General features: G+C 70.0%; 15 protein-coding genes and 1 pseudogene. 4 read left to right on the plus strand and 12 right to left on the minus strand.

Going from position 1 to position 13,784, the window contains the following annotated elements; translation table 11 throughout:
* Positions 1-48: 48 nt before the first annotated feature.
* Positions 49-1,098 (minus strand): 3-isopropylmalate dehydrogenase, encoded by a 1,050-nt coding sequence (locus tag L2X99_RS06720; protein WP_236124480.1) that lies wholly within the window; start codon positions 1,096-1,098, stop codon positions 49-51.
* A gap of 34 nt (positions 1,099-1,132) precedes the next feature.
* Positions 1,133-2,662: an MFS transporter gene (locus tag L2X99_RS06725; RefSeq protein ID WP_236124479.1), complete on the minus strand. Its 1,530-nt coding sequence runs from the start codon at positions 2,660-2,662 to the stop codon at positions 1,133-1,135.
* Positions 2,663-2,776: 114 nt separating this feature from the next.
* Here L2X99_RS06725 and L2X99_RS06730 point away from each other — a divergent pair, with 114 nt between their 5' ends.
* A complete protein-coding gene (locus tag L2X99_RS06730; protein WP_236124478.1) occupies positions 2,777-3,319 on the plus strand; it encodes a TetR/AcrR family transcriptional regulator in 543 nt (180 codons plus the stop codon).
* Here L2X99_RS06730 and L2X99_RS06735 read toward each other — a convergent pair.
* Positions 3,316-3,615 carry a putative quinol monooxygenase gene (locus L2X99_RS06735; protein ID WP_236124477.1) on the minus strand — a complete coding sequence of 100 codons (300 nt, stop codon included), beginning with the start codon at positions 3,613-3,615 and terminating at the stop codon, positions 3,316-3,318. The genes L2X99_RS06730 and L2X99_RS06735 overlap by 4 nt on opposite strands.
* 167 nt (positions 3,616-3,782) lie before the next feature.
* On the opposite strand from L2X99_RS06735, the gene L2X99_RS18230 reads away from it, so the two are divergent.
* Both L2X99_RS18230 and L2X99_RS06740 read left to right on the plus strand, forming a co-directional pair.
* Positions 3,783-4,040 carry a helix-turn-helix transcriptional regulator gene (locus tag L2X99_RS18230; protein WP_329608139.1) on the plus strand — a complete coding sequence of 86 codons (258 nt, stop codon included), beginning with the start codon at positions 3,783-3,785 and terminating at the stop codon, positions 4,038-4,040.
* Positions 4,041-4,057: 17 nt separating this feature from the next.
* Positions 4,058-4,651, plus strand: coding sequence for an MmyB family transcriptional regulator (locus L2X99_RS06740; protein WP_329608140.1), 594 nt, complete (start codon positions 4,058-4,060; stop codon positions 4,649-4,651).
* Between the two features lie 10 nt (positions 4,652-4,661).
* Here the strand turns inward: L2X99_RS06740 and L2X99_RS06745 are convergent, their stop codons facing one another.
* The 6 genes and pseudogenes from L2X99_RS06745 to L2X99_RS06770 all read right to left on the minus strand — a co-directional run bounded on the left by L2X99_RS06745 (position 4,662) and on the right by L2X99_RS06770 (position 9,020).
* Positions 4,662-5,609: an RNA polymerase sigma factor gene (locus tag L2X99_RS06745; protein ID WP_236135784.1), complete on the minus strand. Its 948-nt coding sequence runs from the start codon at positions 5,607-5,609 to the stop codon at positions 4,662-4,664.
* Positions 5,564-5,887: an RNA polymerase sigma factor gene (locus tag L2X99_RS06750; RefSeq protein WP_236135785.1), complete on the minus strand. Its 324-nt coding sequence runs from the start codon at positions 5,885-5,887 to the stop codon at positions 5,564-5,566. Before L2X99_RS06750 ends, L2X99_RS06745 begins: the two co-directional genes overlap by 46 nt.
* Before the next feature lie 4 nt (positions 5,888-5,891).
* On the minus strand, positions 5,892-6,266 hold the full coding sequence (locus L2X99_RS06755) for a YciI family protein (protein WP_236124475.1): 375 nt from the start codon (positions 6,264-6,266) through the stop codon (positions 5,892-5,894).
* Positions 6,267-6,433: 167 nt separating this feature from the next.
* Positions 6,434-8,052 (minus strand): annotated as a pseudogene (gene serA / locus L2X99_RS06760) (phosphoglycerate dehydrogenase).
* 126 nt (positions 8,053-8,178) lie between these two features.
* Positions 8,179-8,520, minus strand: a complete 342-nt coding sequence (locus L2X99_RS06765; RefSeq protein ID WP_236124474.1) for a hypothetical protein — start codon at positions 8,518-8,520, stop codon at positions 8,179-8,181.
* Complete coding sequence (locus L2X99_RS06770) at positions 8,517-9,020, minus strand: hypothetical protein (RefSeq protein WP_236124473.1); 504 nt, start codon at positions 9,018-9,020, stop codon at positions 8,517-8,519. The genes L2X99_RS06765 and L2X99_RS06770 overlap by 4 nt, the downstream gene beginning before the upstream one ends.
* Before the next feature lie 75 nt (positions 9,021-9,095).
* Between L2X99_RS06770 and L2X99_RS06775 the strand changes: the two genes are divergently transcribed.
* On the plus strand, positions 9,096-10,022 hold the full coding sequence (locus L2X99_RS06775; protein WP_236135786.1) for a hypothetical protein: 927 nt from the start codon (positions 9,096-9,098) through the stop codon (positions 10,020-10,022).
* 58 nt (positions 10,023-10,080) lie between these two features.
* Here the strand turns inward: L2X99_RS06775 and L2X99_RS06780 are convergent, their stop codons facing one another.
* Genes L2X99_RS06780 through L2X99_RS06790 form a run of 3 tightly spaced genes read right to left on the minus strand, consistent with a single transcriptional unit; the run spans position 10,081 to position 13,762 of the window.
* Positions 10,081-10,842 (minus strand): copper homeostasis protein CutC, encoded by a 762-nt coding sequence (locus L2X99_RS06780; RefSeq protein WP_236135787.1) that lies wholly within the window; start codon positions 10,840-10,842, stop codon positions 10,081-10,083.
* Positions 10,839-12,182, minus strand: a complete 1,344-nt coding sequence (locus L2X99_RS06785) for an alpha-L-fucosidase (protein WP_236124471.1) — start codon at positions 12,180-12,182, stop codon at positions 10,839-10,841. Before L2X99_RS06785 ends, L2X99_RS06780 begins: the two co-directional genes overlap by 4 nt.
* On the minus strand, positions 12,176-13,762 hold the full coding sequence (locus tag L2X99_RS06790; RefSeq protein ID WP_236135788.1) for a M81 family metallopeptidase: 1,587 nt from the start codon (positions 13,760-13,762) through the stop codon (positions 12,176-12,178). Before L2X99_RS06790 ends, L2X99_RS06785 begins: the two co-directional genes overlap by 7 nt.
* Positions 13,763-13,784: the final 22 nt, after the last annotated feature.

Consider the following 13,784-nt stretch of genomic DNA (forward strand, 5'->3'; position numbering starts at 1 on the left):
CTGTCCTGACAGGTCGAAATACTGGCGAGTTGTGCGCCGGAACCCAGATTACGCCCGGAGCCGGGCGATGATCGCGTCGCCGATCTGCGCGGTCGTGCGCGAGGCATCCCGCTCGGCGATGTCCTGCTCGACCGCCTGCTGCACGCGGGCGGCCTCGTCGCTCAGCCCGAGGTGGTCGAGCAGCAGTGCGACGGAGAGGATGGCGGCGGTCGGATCCGCCTTCTGCTGGCCCGCGATGTCGGGAGCCGAGCCGTGCACGGGCTCGAACATCGAGGGGAAGGCGCCGGAGGGGTTGATGTTGCCCGAGGCTGCGAGTCCGATGCCACCGGTGACGGCGCCGGCCAGATCCGTGAGGATGTCCCCGAAGAGGTTGTCGGTGACGATCACATCGAAGCGCGAGGGGTTGGTGGCCAGGAAGATCGTGGCCGCGTCGACGTGCAGATAGTCTACGGCCACGCCGGGGTGCTCCTGCGCCACTTCGTCGACGACGCGCTTCCACAGAGCGCCGGCGTTCACGAGCACGTTGGTCTTGTGCACCAGGGTGAGCCGGTTGTCGCGCCGCTCGGCGAGCTCGAAGGCGTAGCGCACCACACGCTCGACGCCGTACGCGGTGTTCACGCTGGTCTCGTTCGCCACCTCGTGCGGCGTGCCGCGACGGATGCCGCCGCCGTTGCCCACGTACGGACCCTCGGTGCCCTCACGCACGACGACGAAGTCGACCTCACCGGGGTCGGCCAGCGGCCCTGGCGCCCCGGCGAACAGCTTGGACGGCCGCAGGTTGACGTAGTGGTCGAGCTCGAAGCGCAGCTTCAGCAGCAGACCGCGCTCGATGTTCGCGTCCTTGAGCCGCGGGTCGCCGGGCTGACCGCCGACCGCTCCGAGCAGGATGGCATCGTGCGAGCGGATCGCGTCGAGGTCGTCATTGGTGAGGGTGTCCCCGGTCTCGAGGTAGCGAGCGGCGCCGAGCGAGAAGCGGGTCTTCTCGAACGTCGTCTCGCCGCCGGCGGTGACGGCGTCGAGCGCCTTCTCAGCCTCGGCGATGACCTCGGGTCCGATGCCGTCACCGGGGATGACGGCCAGCTTCACGACACGCGACATGACACTCCTTGCTCGGGGACCGCCCCGCCACGCCTCAGGAGCGGGTGCGTGTTTTCAGCGTAGTCGCCGCGATGACGGCCGCGAGAACGACGAGTCCTGCGCCGATCAGCGAGGTCACACCCACGCCGGAGCCGAACGCTGCGGTCGCGGCTTCCCAGACCTGGGTGGCGGCGGGCTCGCCGAGCCCGTGCGACACGGAGTACGCCCCGGCCAGCGTCTCGCGCGCGGCATCCGCCGCTCCGGCATCCAGGCCCTGCGGCAGCACCAGGGCGCCGCGGTAGAAGGCGGTGATGATGCCACCGAGGATCGCCGTGCCGAGCACCGCACCCAGCTCGTAGGCCGTCTCGGAGACCGCGCTGGCCGCTCCCGCCTTCTCGGGCGGTGCGCTGGCGAGGATCAGCTCGTTCGAGATGGTCTCGGCCGCGCCGATCCCGATCCCGAGCGAGACGAACGACAGCACGAGAGCGGCGATCGACCCGCTGGTGAACGCGACCAGCAGGTATCCGAGCACCGAGAACATCAGCGCCGCAGGGATGAGGATGTGCGGCGAGATGCGGCGCGACACCGGCACGATCGCCAGACCCGACACGATCATCGCGGCCATGCCCGGAACCAGGGCGAACCCGGCGACCATCGGCGTCAGCCCCAGCACCAGCTGCAGATGCTGCGACACGTAGTAGAGGAAGCCGACCAGCGCGACGACGCTGAGCAGGTTCACCAGGATGGCTCCCGAGAACGAACCGCGACGGAACAGCGCCATGTCGAGCATGGGGATGTCGGCGCGCAGCTGACGTCGCACGAACAGCGCGCCCATCAGGATGCCGAGCACGGCGAACGCTCCGGCGGCCCACGTGGGCCCCTCGACCGCGAACGAGGTGATCGCGTAGACGAGCGGGGTCATCGCCGCGATCGAGAGCAGGATGCTGATCGGGTCGATGCGCCCCGGGTTCGGGTCGCGACTCTCGGGCACCAGCAGCGGCGCGCAGATCAGCAGCGGGATCAGCACCGGCACCGCAATGAGGAAGACCGACCCCCACCAGAAGTGCTCGAGCAGGAAGCCGCCGACGATGGGACCGAGCGCGGATCCCGCCGAGAAGGCCGAAGCCCACACCGCGATGGCCATGCGGCGCTGGTCCCGGTTGGTGAAGATCGAGCGCAGCAGCGACAGCGTCGACGGCATCAGCATCGCGCCGAAGAAGCCGAGCAGCGCGCGAGCCCCTATCAGGGTGAGCGCCGTGGGTGCGAAGGCGGCAAGCGCAGACACCGCAGCGAAGCCGGTGGCGCCGATGAGCAGCATCCGGCGCCGGCCGAACCTGTCGCCCAGCGTGCCCATCGTCACCAGCAGTCCGGCGAGCACGAGCGGATACACGTCGATGATCCAAAGCTGCTCCGCGCCGCTCGGCGCGAGCGCGAGCGAGATCTCGGGCAGCGCGAAGCTCAGCACCGTGTTGTCCACCGAGACGAGAAGCACCGGGAGCATGAGCACGATGAGCGCCCACCAGCCGCGCGCTCCGGCGCGGGGGCCGTCGGTCTCCTGCACGGGGATCGATGCGGTGGTGGTCATGCTGTCACTTCTCCTTGTCGCGGATTATCAGATAACTATACCGTCTGGTTGGTATAGTAATGGGAGTGCTTCTGAGCATCCACTGAGCAGCGCCCGTCGAGCAGAGGAGTCCGCATGTCCCGCCCGCCCCGAGCCAAGGAGGGCGTCCTCGACGCGTACGAGCGACTTCTCATCGAGGAGGGCGAGCGCGCCGCGACCCTCGACGCCACAGCCAGGGCCGCGGGCGTTTCGAAGGGCGGGCTGCTGTACCACTACGCCTCGAAGGAGGACCTCGCCACCGGGCTGCTCGCACGGCTCTCGGACCTCGTCGACGCCGATCTGCGGCGCATGACGGACGCACCGGACGGGGCCGTGTCGTACTATCTGCGCACCTCCGTGACGGTCGACGATCCGCTCGACCGCGCGCTCATCGCGACCTCCCGGCTCGCACAGGGCGGGCACGCCCCCGCCTCGGCGGCCCTGAACGGGGTGCGCCGGCGATGGGCCGCGGCGATCGCCCCGCACGTGCGAGACGACGCCGCGCTCGACCTGGTGATGATGCTCAGCGACGGGCTGTACTTCAACAATGCACTCGGCAGCGACGGCGGAGAGCGCCTGATCCCCGATGAGGAGCGGATGCAGGCGCTCATCGCGCTCGTGCTCAGGGCGACCTCCTAGTCGCGGACATCGGTCAGGCGGCGCAGGGTGAACGGTTCGGCGAGGATCTCGTCCAGGGCTGCGGCCACCCGGGTGAAGTGCGGCAGGCTGAAGTGGTACTCCAGCGCTTCCGCGTCGATCCACTCCTCCACGATGAGCATCCGGTCCGACCGGGTCGAGTCCACGTACGGGTGATAGGCCAGGCATCCCTCCTCGGCCAGCGAGGGCTCGATCATCGCGGCCAGTTCGACGCGCAGCCGCTCCTCGTGTCCCGGCTTTGCGACGAAGCTGGCGATGATGGAAAGCGTGTTCGACATGGATGACTCCTCGTTCGTTCAGTGGATGGATGCCGCGTCATTCAGCGACTCGACCCATCGTGTCGGCGGGCGACGGATGCGCCCAGTGCCCTGATGAACCGCGGTTGATCCTGCCTAGGACCACCAGGGCCAGGCAGGACCGCCGGCGGCTGATGGATACTGTGCGTATGGATCGCGCCCTACAGCTGAGTGAGTTTCTCAAGAGCCGCCGCGCGCGGCTGCAGCCCGACGACGCCGGCGCCGTCGACTTCGGCGGCCGGCGCCGGGTACCCGGGCTGCGACGCGAAGAACTCGCCCTCCTGGCCGGGGTCAGCGTCGACTACTACACGCGCTTGGAACAGGGCCGTGCCCGAAACGTGTCCCCGGCGTCCTCGACGCCGTCGCCCGCGCGCTGCAGCTCGACGCTGATGAACGAGCACACCTGAACAATCTGGCGGAACCGGTGGTTGCACGAAAGCGTCTGGATCGGCCCCAGCACGTCGGGCCTGAGACGTGGCAGGCCCTCGACGCCCTCGGCGCGGTTCCCGCGTACATCGTGGGCCGCCGTCTGGACATCCTCGCCTGGAATGACCTGTCTCGACTGCTGATCGCCGACTTCCCCGCGCTTCCCGACGAAGAGCGCAACATGGCACGTCTGGTCTTTCTGGACGAGGGGTCGCGAGACCTGTACCCCGACTGGGAGATCAAGGCACGCGACACCGTCGCCAACCTGCGCTACGACGCCGGCCGCCACCCCGATGATCCGCGGCTGGAGAGGCTCGTCGGACAGCTCTCCCTGGCGAGCAGCGATTTCCGGCGCATGTGGGCGGATCAGAACGTCCGCGCGAGATCTCGCGGTCGCAAGCGGTTCCGTCACCCGCAGGTCGGAGAGCTCGAGCTCGACTACATCGCCATGCGCGCTCCCGACGATCCGGATATGACGATGATGATCTACAGCGCACCCGCCGGATCCGGCTCCGCCGCCGATCTGGGGCTGCTGGCCGCCCTCAGCGCATCGACTCCCCGGTCGGTCGAGCCGCGTGGAGTCGCGTCCTGACGGCGACCCGCTAACCGCCGGACTCCCCCAGTCGCCGCTCGAGGTGTCGTCGCACGGCGGGATCGGCGACGCGCCCGATCGCCTCGTGCAGATCGCGCCGTGCCCCGGCATCGTCTCCGGCGCGCAGACCGAGCTCGGCGCGCACCGCGAACGCCTGTGCGGCGAGCGACCCGCGGAACAGCTCCTCGTCGGCATCCAGCTCTAGTCTCGCACCGGCCGCGCCGATGCCGTCCGCATATCCGCGCGCCACGATCCTGGCCAGCCGTGCCGAGGGCGACGGCCACTGCGCGACCAGACCGTCGTAGAGCCGGGCGATCGCCGACCAGTCGGTGCCGTTCCAGTCGGTCGCGATCGCGTGCACCCCCGCGATACCCGCCTGCAGGGCGAAGCGACCGGTTCCGCCGTTGAGCGCCTCCGTGGCGAGCGCCTCCCCCTCGGCGATGAGAGCACGATCCCAGAGACCGCGGTCCGCCTCGGCGAGGACCACCAGCTCCCCCGCCGGATCCACGCGAGCCGGATGCCGAGCCTCGGTGAGCACCAGCAGGGCGACCAGCCCTCGAGCTTCGGAGTCGTCTCCGGCGATCCGCAGCGCGTCGCGCGCCAGCTCCACGGCATCCGTGCACAGCCGGCGCCCGTCCTCGCCCGTCGGCGCCGCATATCCGGTGGTGTACAGGAGCGAGATCACCGAGAGCGCGTCCGGGAGCCGTGAGCGAACCTGCGCGCCATCCGTCATGGCGAAGCGCACGCCGGAGTCGTGCAGCCGCTTCTTCGCTCTGGTGAGCCGTGCCGCCATCGTCGGCTCCGACACCAGCAGCAGGGCCGCGACCTCGCGGGTGCCGATCCCGCAGGCGAAGCGCAGCGCCAGCGCGAGCCGGGTCTCCTCCGCGAGATCCGGATGGCACACGGTGAGGATCAGCTCCAGGCGCTCGTCGCCGGTGAAGGAGAACTCCGCCGGCATCCGGCGGTCACCATGGCCGTGTCGGCGGCGAGAGCCGGCAGCGCCTTCGCCGCCGTGCGCTCCCGGCGGATCATGTCGACGGCAGCACGCCGCGCAGCCGTGGTGATCCACGCTGCAGGGTTGGCGAGCACGGTGCCCGATCGCTCCTGCGCGACCGCGCGCAGGAAACCCTCCTGCACGGCGTCCTCGGCGAGCTGCAGGTCGCCGGTGTACGCGGTCACGGCACCGAGGATGCGCCCCGCATCTGCGCGGAACGCCTCCTCGATGCGATCCGTCATGGTGTCAGGACGACGCGGGGCGGACGGCGGTCATGTCGAGCACCGGATGCACGTCGAGCCAGCCGCCGGTGGGCACCAGCGTGGCGAGTTCACGCGCCTGTTCAGCCGAGTCGGCGGTGAACACGTAGAACCCGGTGACGACCTCGCGGGTCTCGCCGAACGGACCGTCGGTGAAGACCGGGCCGTCGGCGGCGGGCGTGATGCGGAACGCTTCGGCCTGGGCCCGCAGCGGCACGCCGGCGGTGATGCGCTGGCCCGCGGCCGCGACCGCGGCCTGGAACGCCTTGTGCCCCGCCAGATCGGCCTCGAGCTGCGCCGGCGAACTGCCGGAGTAGTCCCACTCCGGCTCGCGGATGATGATCATGTACTCGTCGGACATCGTCACTCCTTCGTCGGGCGGACCGGCGGCCCGCTGAGGTGTCGAACACCGATACGACGTGGAGCATCTCTGGAAATCGACAGCCCGCCAGATTCTCGCAGAACTTCGTCCCCGGTGGAACGTCGAACGGCTCGTCCTCGCACGAGGACGGGCCGTTCGACGAAGGATCAGAGCGCGGTGATCTCGAGCTGGCGGAACAGATCGGCGTCGATCGCGTCACGGATCTCGTCGAGCAGCTCGTCGCCCACCGGGGAGTCCAGGGTCAGCACGCTGAGCGCCTGATCCCCGGCGGCGCGGCGGGCGATCTGCATGCCGGCGATGTTCACGCCGGCCTCACCGAACTTCTGGCCGTACACGGCCACGATGCCGGGCCGGTCGGTGTAGAGCATCACGACGTGGTGCTGCTCGATCGGCAACTCGAGGGCGTGGTCGTTGATGCCGACGAGCTTCTCGACCTGCTTCGGTCCTGTGAGCGTGCCGGACACCGACAGCTGCGACCCATCGGACAGCGCGCCGCGCAGCGTGATCACGTTGCGGTACTCGTCGCTCACGTCGTCCTGCAGCAGCCGCACTGCGACGCCGCGCTGCTCGGCCAGCAGCGGTGCGTTCACGTACGACACGGTCTCGCTGACGATGTTGGCGAACACGCCCTTCAGCGCGGCCAGCTTGAGCACGCTCACGTCGTAGTCGTTCAGCTCGCCGTGCACCTCGACGTCGAGGCTGGTGAGCGGCGCCTGCGCGAGGCCGGAGAAGACCTGACCCAGCTTCTCGACCAGCGGGATCCCGGGGCGCACGTACGGGTCGATCACGCCGCCGGCGACGTTGACCGCGTCGGGCACCAGGTCGCCACCGAGCGCGAGCCGCACCGAGCGCGCCACCGAGACTCCGGCCTTCTCCTGCGCCTCCTCGGTGCTGGCGCCGAGATGCGGGGTGACGACCACGTTCGGCAGCTCGGTGAGCGCGCGTGCGGTGCTTCCCTCGGCAGGCGGCTCGGAGGTGAACACGTCGAGGCCGGCGCCGGCGATCTCACCGGTCTGCAGGGCTGCGAGCAGCGCCTCCTCATCGATCAGGCCACCGCGGGCGACGTTGACGACGTAGGCCGACGACTTCATCGCCTTGAGCTGCTCGGTGCCGATCATCCCGGTGGTCTCCGGCGTCTTCGGCATGTGGATGGTGAGGAAGTCGGCTTCGGCCAGCAGCTCGTCGAGCGAGACGAGCTGCACGCCGAGCTGCTGCGCGCGAGCGCTGGTGACGTAGGGGTCGTACGCGATCAGGCGCACGTCGAAGCCGCTCAGGCGTGCGGCGATCAGCGCGCCGATGCGGCCGAGGCCCACGATGCCGACCGTCTTCTCGAGCAGTTCGGTGCCGGTGAAGCTGGAGCGCTTCCACGCACCGGCGGCGAGCGAGGCGTGCGCTGCAGGGATGTGCCGGGCGAGGCTGAGGATGTGGCCGACGGTGAGCTCGGCCGCGGAGACGATGTTCGAGGTGGGCGCATTGACGACCATGACGCCGGCGGCCGTGGCCGCCTTGATGTCGACGTTGTCCAGGCCGACGCCGGCACGGGCGACCACCTTGAGCTTCGGGGCGTGCGAGAGCGCCTCTGAATCGATCTTCGTGGCCGAGCGGACCAGCACCGCATCGGCGTCGGCGAGGGCGGCGAACAGCGCCTCGCGGTCGGTGCCGTCGACGTCGCGGACGTCGAAATCGGGCCCGAGGGCCTCGATCGTGGCAGGAGAGAGATCTCGGCGATCAGCACGACGGGCTTCGGCGCGGAGTTGTTCGGCACAGTGGATCCTTCGGGGCAGCACGACAGGCGGGAGAGAGCCGATGCGCCGCACGCCGTCGGGGGCGCGATCGACGACAACGATACCCGAGCGCGAGGGGTGCTCCTGTCCGTATGACGCCGGGAGACTCAGCTCAGCGCGATGCTGCGCATCATGTACGACAGCACGTTGAGCCAGAACACCGCCGCCAGGCCGAGCCCGGCGAGCAGGACGATCGCGTACTGCCACAGCGAGCGGCGGCGCGCGAGCACGATGGCGGCGGTGAAGACCAGGGCGGGGAGCACGGCGGCGAACAGCAGCGCCACCCAGTCCATGGCCTGCAGGCCGAACGGCGCCACCGAGATGAGGAAGGCGATGGCGTTCCAGATCAGATACGCGTAGGCGAGGCCCGCGACACCGGTGACGAAACCGGACAGGACGGAGCGGAAGCGCGAGGGCGTGTTCCCGGCTGTTTTCTCGGCGGTGTTCATGCGGCCATCCCTCCTGACATCACGAACGGCCACGGCACCAGAAGCACGACACCGGCGATCAGCGCCAGAAGCCGCACCCAGCTGCGCGCTCCGCGCGTGAGCGTCCACGACGCGGCGAACCACAGGGCGGGTGCGGCCACCGCGATCACCAGTGTCGCGGTGTACATCACGCTCGGGATGAGGAACAGCGCACCGGCCTGCATCCGCAGTCCGCCGATCAGCCACCCGACGGTGTACAGCAGGTAGACGCCGCCGATGGCGCCGAGCGCCAGCAGCATCCCCGTCGAGAGACCCTCGAGCTCCTCGTCGACCTCAGGAGCGGATGCCGCAGCCGCGGCATCCTCCGAAGGGGGAGCCTCCGCGACCTGGTCCGCCACCGCTGCGGAATCGACCCCGTCGCTTCCCCGGCCGACCGCATGCCAGCCCTTCGGCAGCGTGGGGCGCTCCGCCTCGGAGTCGCCGTCCCAGCTCAGAGCGTCGTCATCGGGGTCGGATGTCATCCTCCCAGCGTAGCGATCGGTTTCCGGTCGCCAGTAGGCTCGGGGCGTTCAGTGAGCGTCCAGGAGGGGAACATCGTGGCGGAGAACGAGAAGAAGTCCGCAGCGCCGGAGACCACCGCTGCGACGGCACCGGGCTGGAAGCCCACACCCGAGGCGAAGAAGAAGGCCACGACCTTCCGCTGGATCGCCGCCGTGCTGTGGTTCTTCGCGATCGTCGGCGAGGCCGTCGGCATCTTCTGGCTGCTGCGTCAGCGCGTGTACGTCGGTGAGGAGGGCACGTTCACGCGTGATCCCGACACCGGCCTGCTCACCGAGCAGGGCGTCACCGCGATCTTCCCCCAGTGGGCGTTCATCGCACTGCTCGTGCTGCTCGTCGTGATCGCCGCGCTGTCGATCACCGGGTCGGTGCTGTGGAAGAAGGCGAACCGCCTGGATCCCGCCCCGAAGTCGGACAAGCTGCGGTTCTTCGTGCAGAACCAGCTCGGTGCGATCATCGCGATCGTCGCGTTCCTGCCGCTGGTGATCATGATCTTCCTGAACAAGGACATGGACAAGGGTCAGAAGGCCACCGCCGGCATCGTGGGCATCGTGCTCGCCGTGCTCGCCGCCGTCATCGGCATCGACTTCGCTCCTGCGTCGGTCGAGCAGTACACCGCCGACCAGTCCACCGTGATCCAGATCCTCGGCGAGGATCAGGTGGTCTGGGTGGACGGCGGCAAGGTCTACCACGTGTGCGATCAGGTCTCCGACGTGCAGACGGGCAGCGACATCCGCACCGGCACGACCGCCGAGGCCATCGAGGCGGGCAAGCCTCGCCTCACGCTGGAGTTCGCCTCCGAGCTGAGGAAGTGCGGGATGGCCGTGCCGGAGAACTCCGCCGACATCGTCACGGCTCTGCGCGCGATCCGCGACGGCGCCACGGACACCGAGCTCCCCGCCCCGGTGTGGGCCGATCCTGCCGACGCACCGATCGAGATCGAGGAAGAGGCTCCGGCGCAGTAGTCGTCGCCTTGCCCGCGTGAGGCCGTTCCCGGATGCCGGGAGCGGCCTCACCCCTCTGTCATGACGCGGAGTTCGCGCGATCGAGTGCTGCGCGCGCGGCGGCCACGATGGTCTCGTCGGTCACATCGAACCCCGAGTCGCCCCCACCGGGCCCGCTCGGCGCGCGGTCCCCGGAGGGACGACGGGCGGACAGATGCACGGCATCGACGCCCGCCCCGACGAGCGCGGGGATGTCGTCGACCCGCACTCCCCCGCCGGACATGATCTGCACGCGGCCGGCCGCCCGGCGCGCGAGCGCCGAGATCGTCGGCAGCCCGTCGATGCTGCGCGGGGCTCCACCGCTGGTCAGCACCCGCCGGATCCCGAGCTCGGCGAGCTGATCAATGGTGGCTTCCGGCGCCGACAGCGTGTCGATGGCCCGGTGGAACACGACATCGGCACCGTCCGCGGCATCCGTCCAGCGGGAGAGGGCCTCGACGTCGATCCGTCCCCCGGCATCCAGTGCACCGACGACGACCGCTCCGGCGCCGCGGCGCACGAGCTCACGGACATCGGCGGCGATCAGGGCGATCTCGTCCGTGTCGTACACGAAGCCGCCCGGTCGCGGACGCACCAGCACCGCGACACGGTCCGCGCGCCGCGCGGCCTCGAGCACCGCATCCACGGCGGCCGCCGACGGGGTGAGACCGCCGGTCTCGGCGAGGGCCTGGCACAGTTCGACGCGGTCGGCGCCCATGGCGAACGCCGTGCGCGCGCCCGCCGCATCCTGCACCGCGATCTCGAGCCGCAACGGATGCGAGCGCTTCGCGGGCGCGGTCATCCGGCTGTCGCCACGGCGACGGCCGCGCCGCGCAGCCCCTCGGGGATGCTCAGCGTCACGGTGCCGTCCGGGTGCGACGCCTTCCGGGCGGCCGAGCCGTCGGCCCAGCGGATGTCGCGTCCGGCGAGTTCGGCGGGCAGGGCGACCTCACCGGTCGACGGGTCGAGCGCATGCACGTGCACGCCGGCAGCCGACGAGGTGTACCGCACCGGTGCGAGCGGCTCGCCGAAGCGGATCCACGGGCGGGTGCCGTAGATCGCGTCGCCGTTCTCGCCCAGCCAGGCGCCCATCGCCCGCATGGCCGCCAGCTGCAGCGCGGGTATCGTGCCGTCGGCGGCGGGCCCCACGTTGATCAGCAGGTTGCCGTTCTTCGAGACCACGTCGACGAGCATCCTGATCAGCTCGTCGCCCGAGAGCGAGTGCCGGTCGTCCTCCGCCTGGTTGAAGCCGAACGAGTACCCGAGGCCGCGCGTCGACTCCCAGGGGTGCTCGAGGATGTCGGGGATGTTCCGGTACTCGCGCGTGAGGAAGCCGTGGTACGGCACACCCCAGCGGTCGTTCACAACCCCCTGCGGAACCGCGTCGAAGTAGCGCCTCAGCAGCGCGGCGACGGCGTAGTCGTCGTCGCCCTTGCCGCCGTCCGGCCACTCGATGTCGTTCCAGAGCACATCGGGCGAGAAGCGCTCCACCAGCTCCTCCAGCTGTGCGGCGGCGTAGCGGGAGAAGTGCTCGTCGTTGCGGCGGAAGCGGAACAGATCGGTGTCGGACTCGATCGGCGGGAAGTCGCTGACATGCCAGTCCAGCGCGCCGGAGAAGTAGACCCCGAAGCGTGCGCCGGCACGACGGGTGGCGTCGTGGAACTCGCGGATGAGATCGCGCCTGGGCCCGCGCGCGGCGGCGTTGAAGCCCGTCGTCGCGGTCTCCCACAGGCAGAAGCCCTCGTGATGCTTCGTGGTGGGGATCACGTACTTCGCGCCCGCACCGACCAGTTCTCCGACGAAGGCGTCGGCGTCGAACGCCGAGGCGTCCCAGCGATCGGCGAGGTCCTCGTACGAGGTTCCGGGGCCGTACAGCTCCTGATGCCTCCGCCAGGTCGGACTGCCCTCGATCCTCACGGTGTTGCCGTACCACTCGGCGTACTGGTGCCAGGCGTACGCGTCCTCGGTCGGGATGTTCACGCCCTCGCCGTGCTGCACGGCCCAGGCGGGCACCGAGTACAGGCCCCAGTGCACGAAGAAGCCGAGCTTCGCGTCGCGGTACCAGTCCGGGACGCCGTTGGTCGGATACTGCGGCGCTGCGGATCCGAAGTCGGGTCCGGTGCGCATCTCGAAGTTCAGCATGCGGTGGTGTCCTCTCGGCGGCGGCCCACCACGGCGGTCAGCGCCGGGGTGCCTGTGGTGTCGAACGGGTAGACGCCGGGCTGGAGGTGGCTGTGACCCAGGCGCAGCAGGTCCTGGTCGACACCACCCGGCGTGAGCGCCAGGGTCCAGTCCGCGGCCAGGTCGTAGAGCTCCGGCTCGAGGTAGCCGATCTTCACCACGACGATGTCGGCGGCTTCGGGATCGAGGCCGAGCATCCGGAAGTCGTCCAGGTGATGGAACGGCTTCCGGCGCGAGGTGATGATGGCGTGCAGGCCGCCGACGGCGATGACCGCCTGGGTGCCGGCATCCGGGTCGCCCTCGGTGATCGAGAAGACCGTGCCGGTGATCCGCGCCGGCCCGCTCGGGCCGTCGTCGACCCGCGCACCGGCTTCGAGCGTGACCGTCGAACCCACGCCGGCGCTCTCAGCGGCGGCCACTGCCTCCGCGTCGAAGATCGACGCGACGAGAGTGGTCCGGCTGCCGTCGGTCAGCTCCGAGCGGGCGAGCAGCCGGCCGAGTGTCCAGGTGACATCCCCCGCGCCACCGGCGGTCGGGTTGTCGCCGGAGTCGGAGATCAGGTAGGGATGCGCGGCGTCCGGTGCGAGCGCCTTCTGCAGGGCACCGTCGAGCGACGCGGTCTCGGCCACGAAGACGAAGTCCTCGCGGGCCTCCCAGAACATCCGGGCGATCCGCTCGGCCTCTGCGGCGATCAGCCGTCGGTCGTCGCCGGTGACGACGACGTAGGCCTGGCAGCGCGGCTCGTCCGCCCACGCATAGCCGATCCACACCGAGGCGTCCACGACGCCCTCCATCGCCTCGATGCCGGGCAGCTCGGCGTATATCCCGCGCGCCGGCTCCAGCCGGGTGCTGGTCTTCTCGCCGGGGAGCAGCACCGGCACTGGCACCCAGGCCTTGTACGGACGACGCTGCAGCGGGTCCGCGCCGTGCGGTCCCCGAAGCCTGTCCAGCAGGTTCCACACCGCGCGCTCCTTGGTGTTCATCCAGTCCTCGTGGGGCGCCATGCGGTAGCACGTCAGCAGGTCCACCTCGTCGCGCAGCAGCTCGGAGACGTTGCCGTGCAGATCCATCGACGTGGTGATCAGCGTGTCCGGACCGAGCTCGGCGCGCACCGCACGCGCAAGATCGCCCTCGGCGTCCTGCATCCCGATCACGCTCATCGCGCCGTGGATGTCGAAGAAGAAGCCGTCGAAGCCCCCGCCGTCCCGGATCGCGTCACGGATGCCGGTGACGATCGCATCCTTCATCCGTCGGTATGTCTCGGGTGCGACGGCGCCGCCGGGCAGGGAGCGTCCGTGGAAGATCGGCACCCACCGGGCCGCCTCGCGCAGCTCCCGGCCGGCGTCGAGGAACGGGTAGTACCCGATCAGATCGTCACCCGTGCGGATCGTGAACGCCTCGTCGCCGGAGACGTGCGGCGAGAACGTGCTGGACTCGATCGAGATGCCGGCGATGCCGATCCTCGGTGCGGTGAGTCCTCCTTCGGAGACGGGGGGCAGCGGCCCCATCCAGATCTGGCTCGCGTCCGGACGCTCGGTCATGTGTCCTCCTGTACGACTCGGG

The sequence above is a fragment of the Microbacterium sp. KUDC0406 genome (genome assembly GCF_021582875.1).
Classification (GTDB): Bacteria; Actinomycetota; Actinomycetes; order Actinomycetales; family Microbacteriaceae; genus Microbacterium.

Coding starts and splice junctions, on each gene's coding strand:
- L2X99_RS06725 (WP_236124479.1), bottom strand. CDS start 2,662: ATGACCACCACCGCATCGATCCCCGTGCAGGAGACCGACGGCCCCCGC.
- L2X99_RS18230 (WP_329608139.1), top strand. CDS start 3,783: ATGGATCGCGCCCTACAGCTGAGTGAGTTTCTCAAGAGCCGCCGCGCG.
- L2X99_RS06720 (WP_236124480.1), bottom strand. CDS start 1,098: ATGTCGCGTGTCGTGAAGCTGGCCGTCATCCCCGGTGACGGCATCGGA.
- L2X99_RS06730 (WP_236124478.1), top strand. CDS start 2,777: ATGTCCCGCCCGCCCCGAGCCAAGGAGGGCGTCCTCGACGCGTACGAG.
- L2X99_RS06780 (WP_236135787.1), bottom strand. CDS start 10,842: ATGACCGCGCCCGCGAAGCGCTCGCATCCGTTGCGGCTCGAGATCGCG.
- L2X99_RS06770 (WP_236124473.1), bottom strand. CDS start 9,020: ATGACATCCGACCCCGATGACGACGCTCTGAGCTGGGACGGCGACTCC.
- L2X99_RS06765 (WP_236124474.1), bottom strand. CDS start 8,520: ATGAACACCGCCGAGAAAACAGCCGGGAACACGCCCTCGCGCTTCCGC.
- L2X99_RS06735 (WP_236124477.1), bottom strand. CDS start 3,615: ATGTCGAACACGCTTTCCATCATCGCCAGCTTCGTCGCAAAGCCGGGA.
- L2X99_RS06785 (WP_236124471.1), bottom strand. CDS start 12,182: ATGCTGAACTTCGAGATGCGCACCGGACCCGACTTCGGATCCGCAGCG.
- L2X99_RS06745 (WP_236135784.1), bottom strand. CDS start 5,609: ATGCCGGCGGAGTTCTCCTTCACCGGCGACGAGCGCCTGGAGCTGATC.
- L2X99_RS06755 (WP_236124475.1), bottom strand. CDS start 6,266: ATGTCCGACGAGTACATGATCATCATCCGCGAGCCGGAGTGGGACTAC.
- L2X99_RS06790 (WP_236135788.1), bottom strand. CDS start 13,762: ATGACCGAGCGTCCGGACGCGAGCCAGATCTGGATGGGGCCGCTGCCC.
- L2X99_RS06750 (WP_236135785.1), bottom strand. CDS start 5,887: ATGACGGATCGCATCGAGGAGGCGTTCCGCGCAGATGCGGGGCGCATC.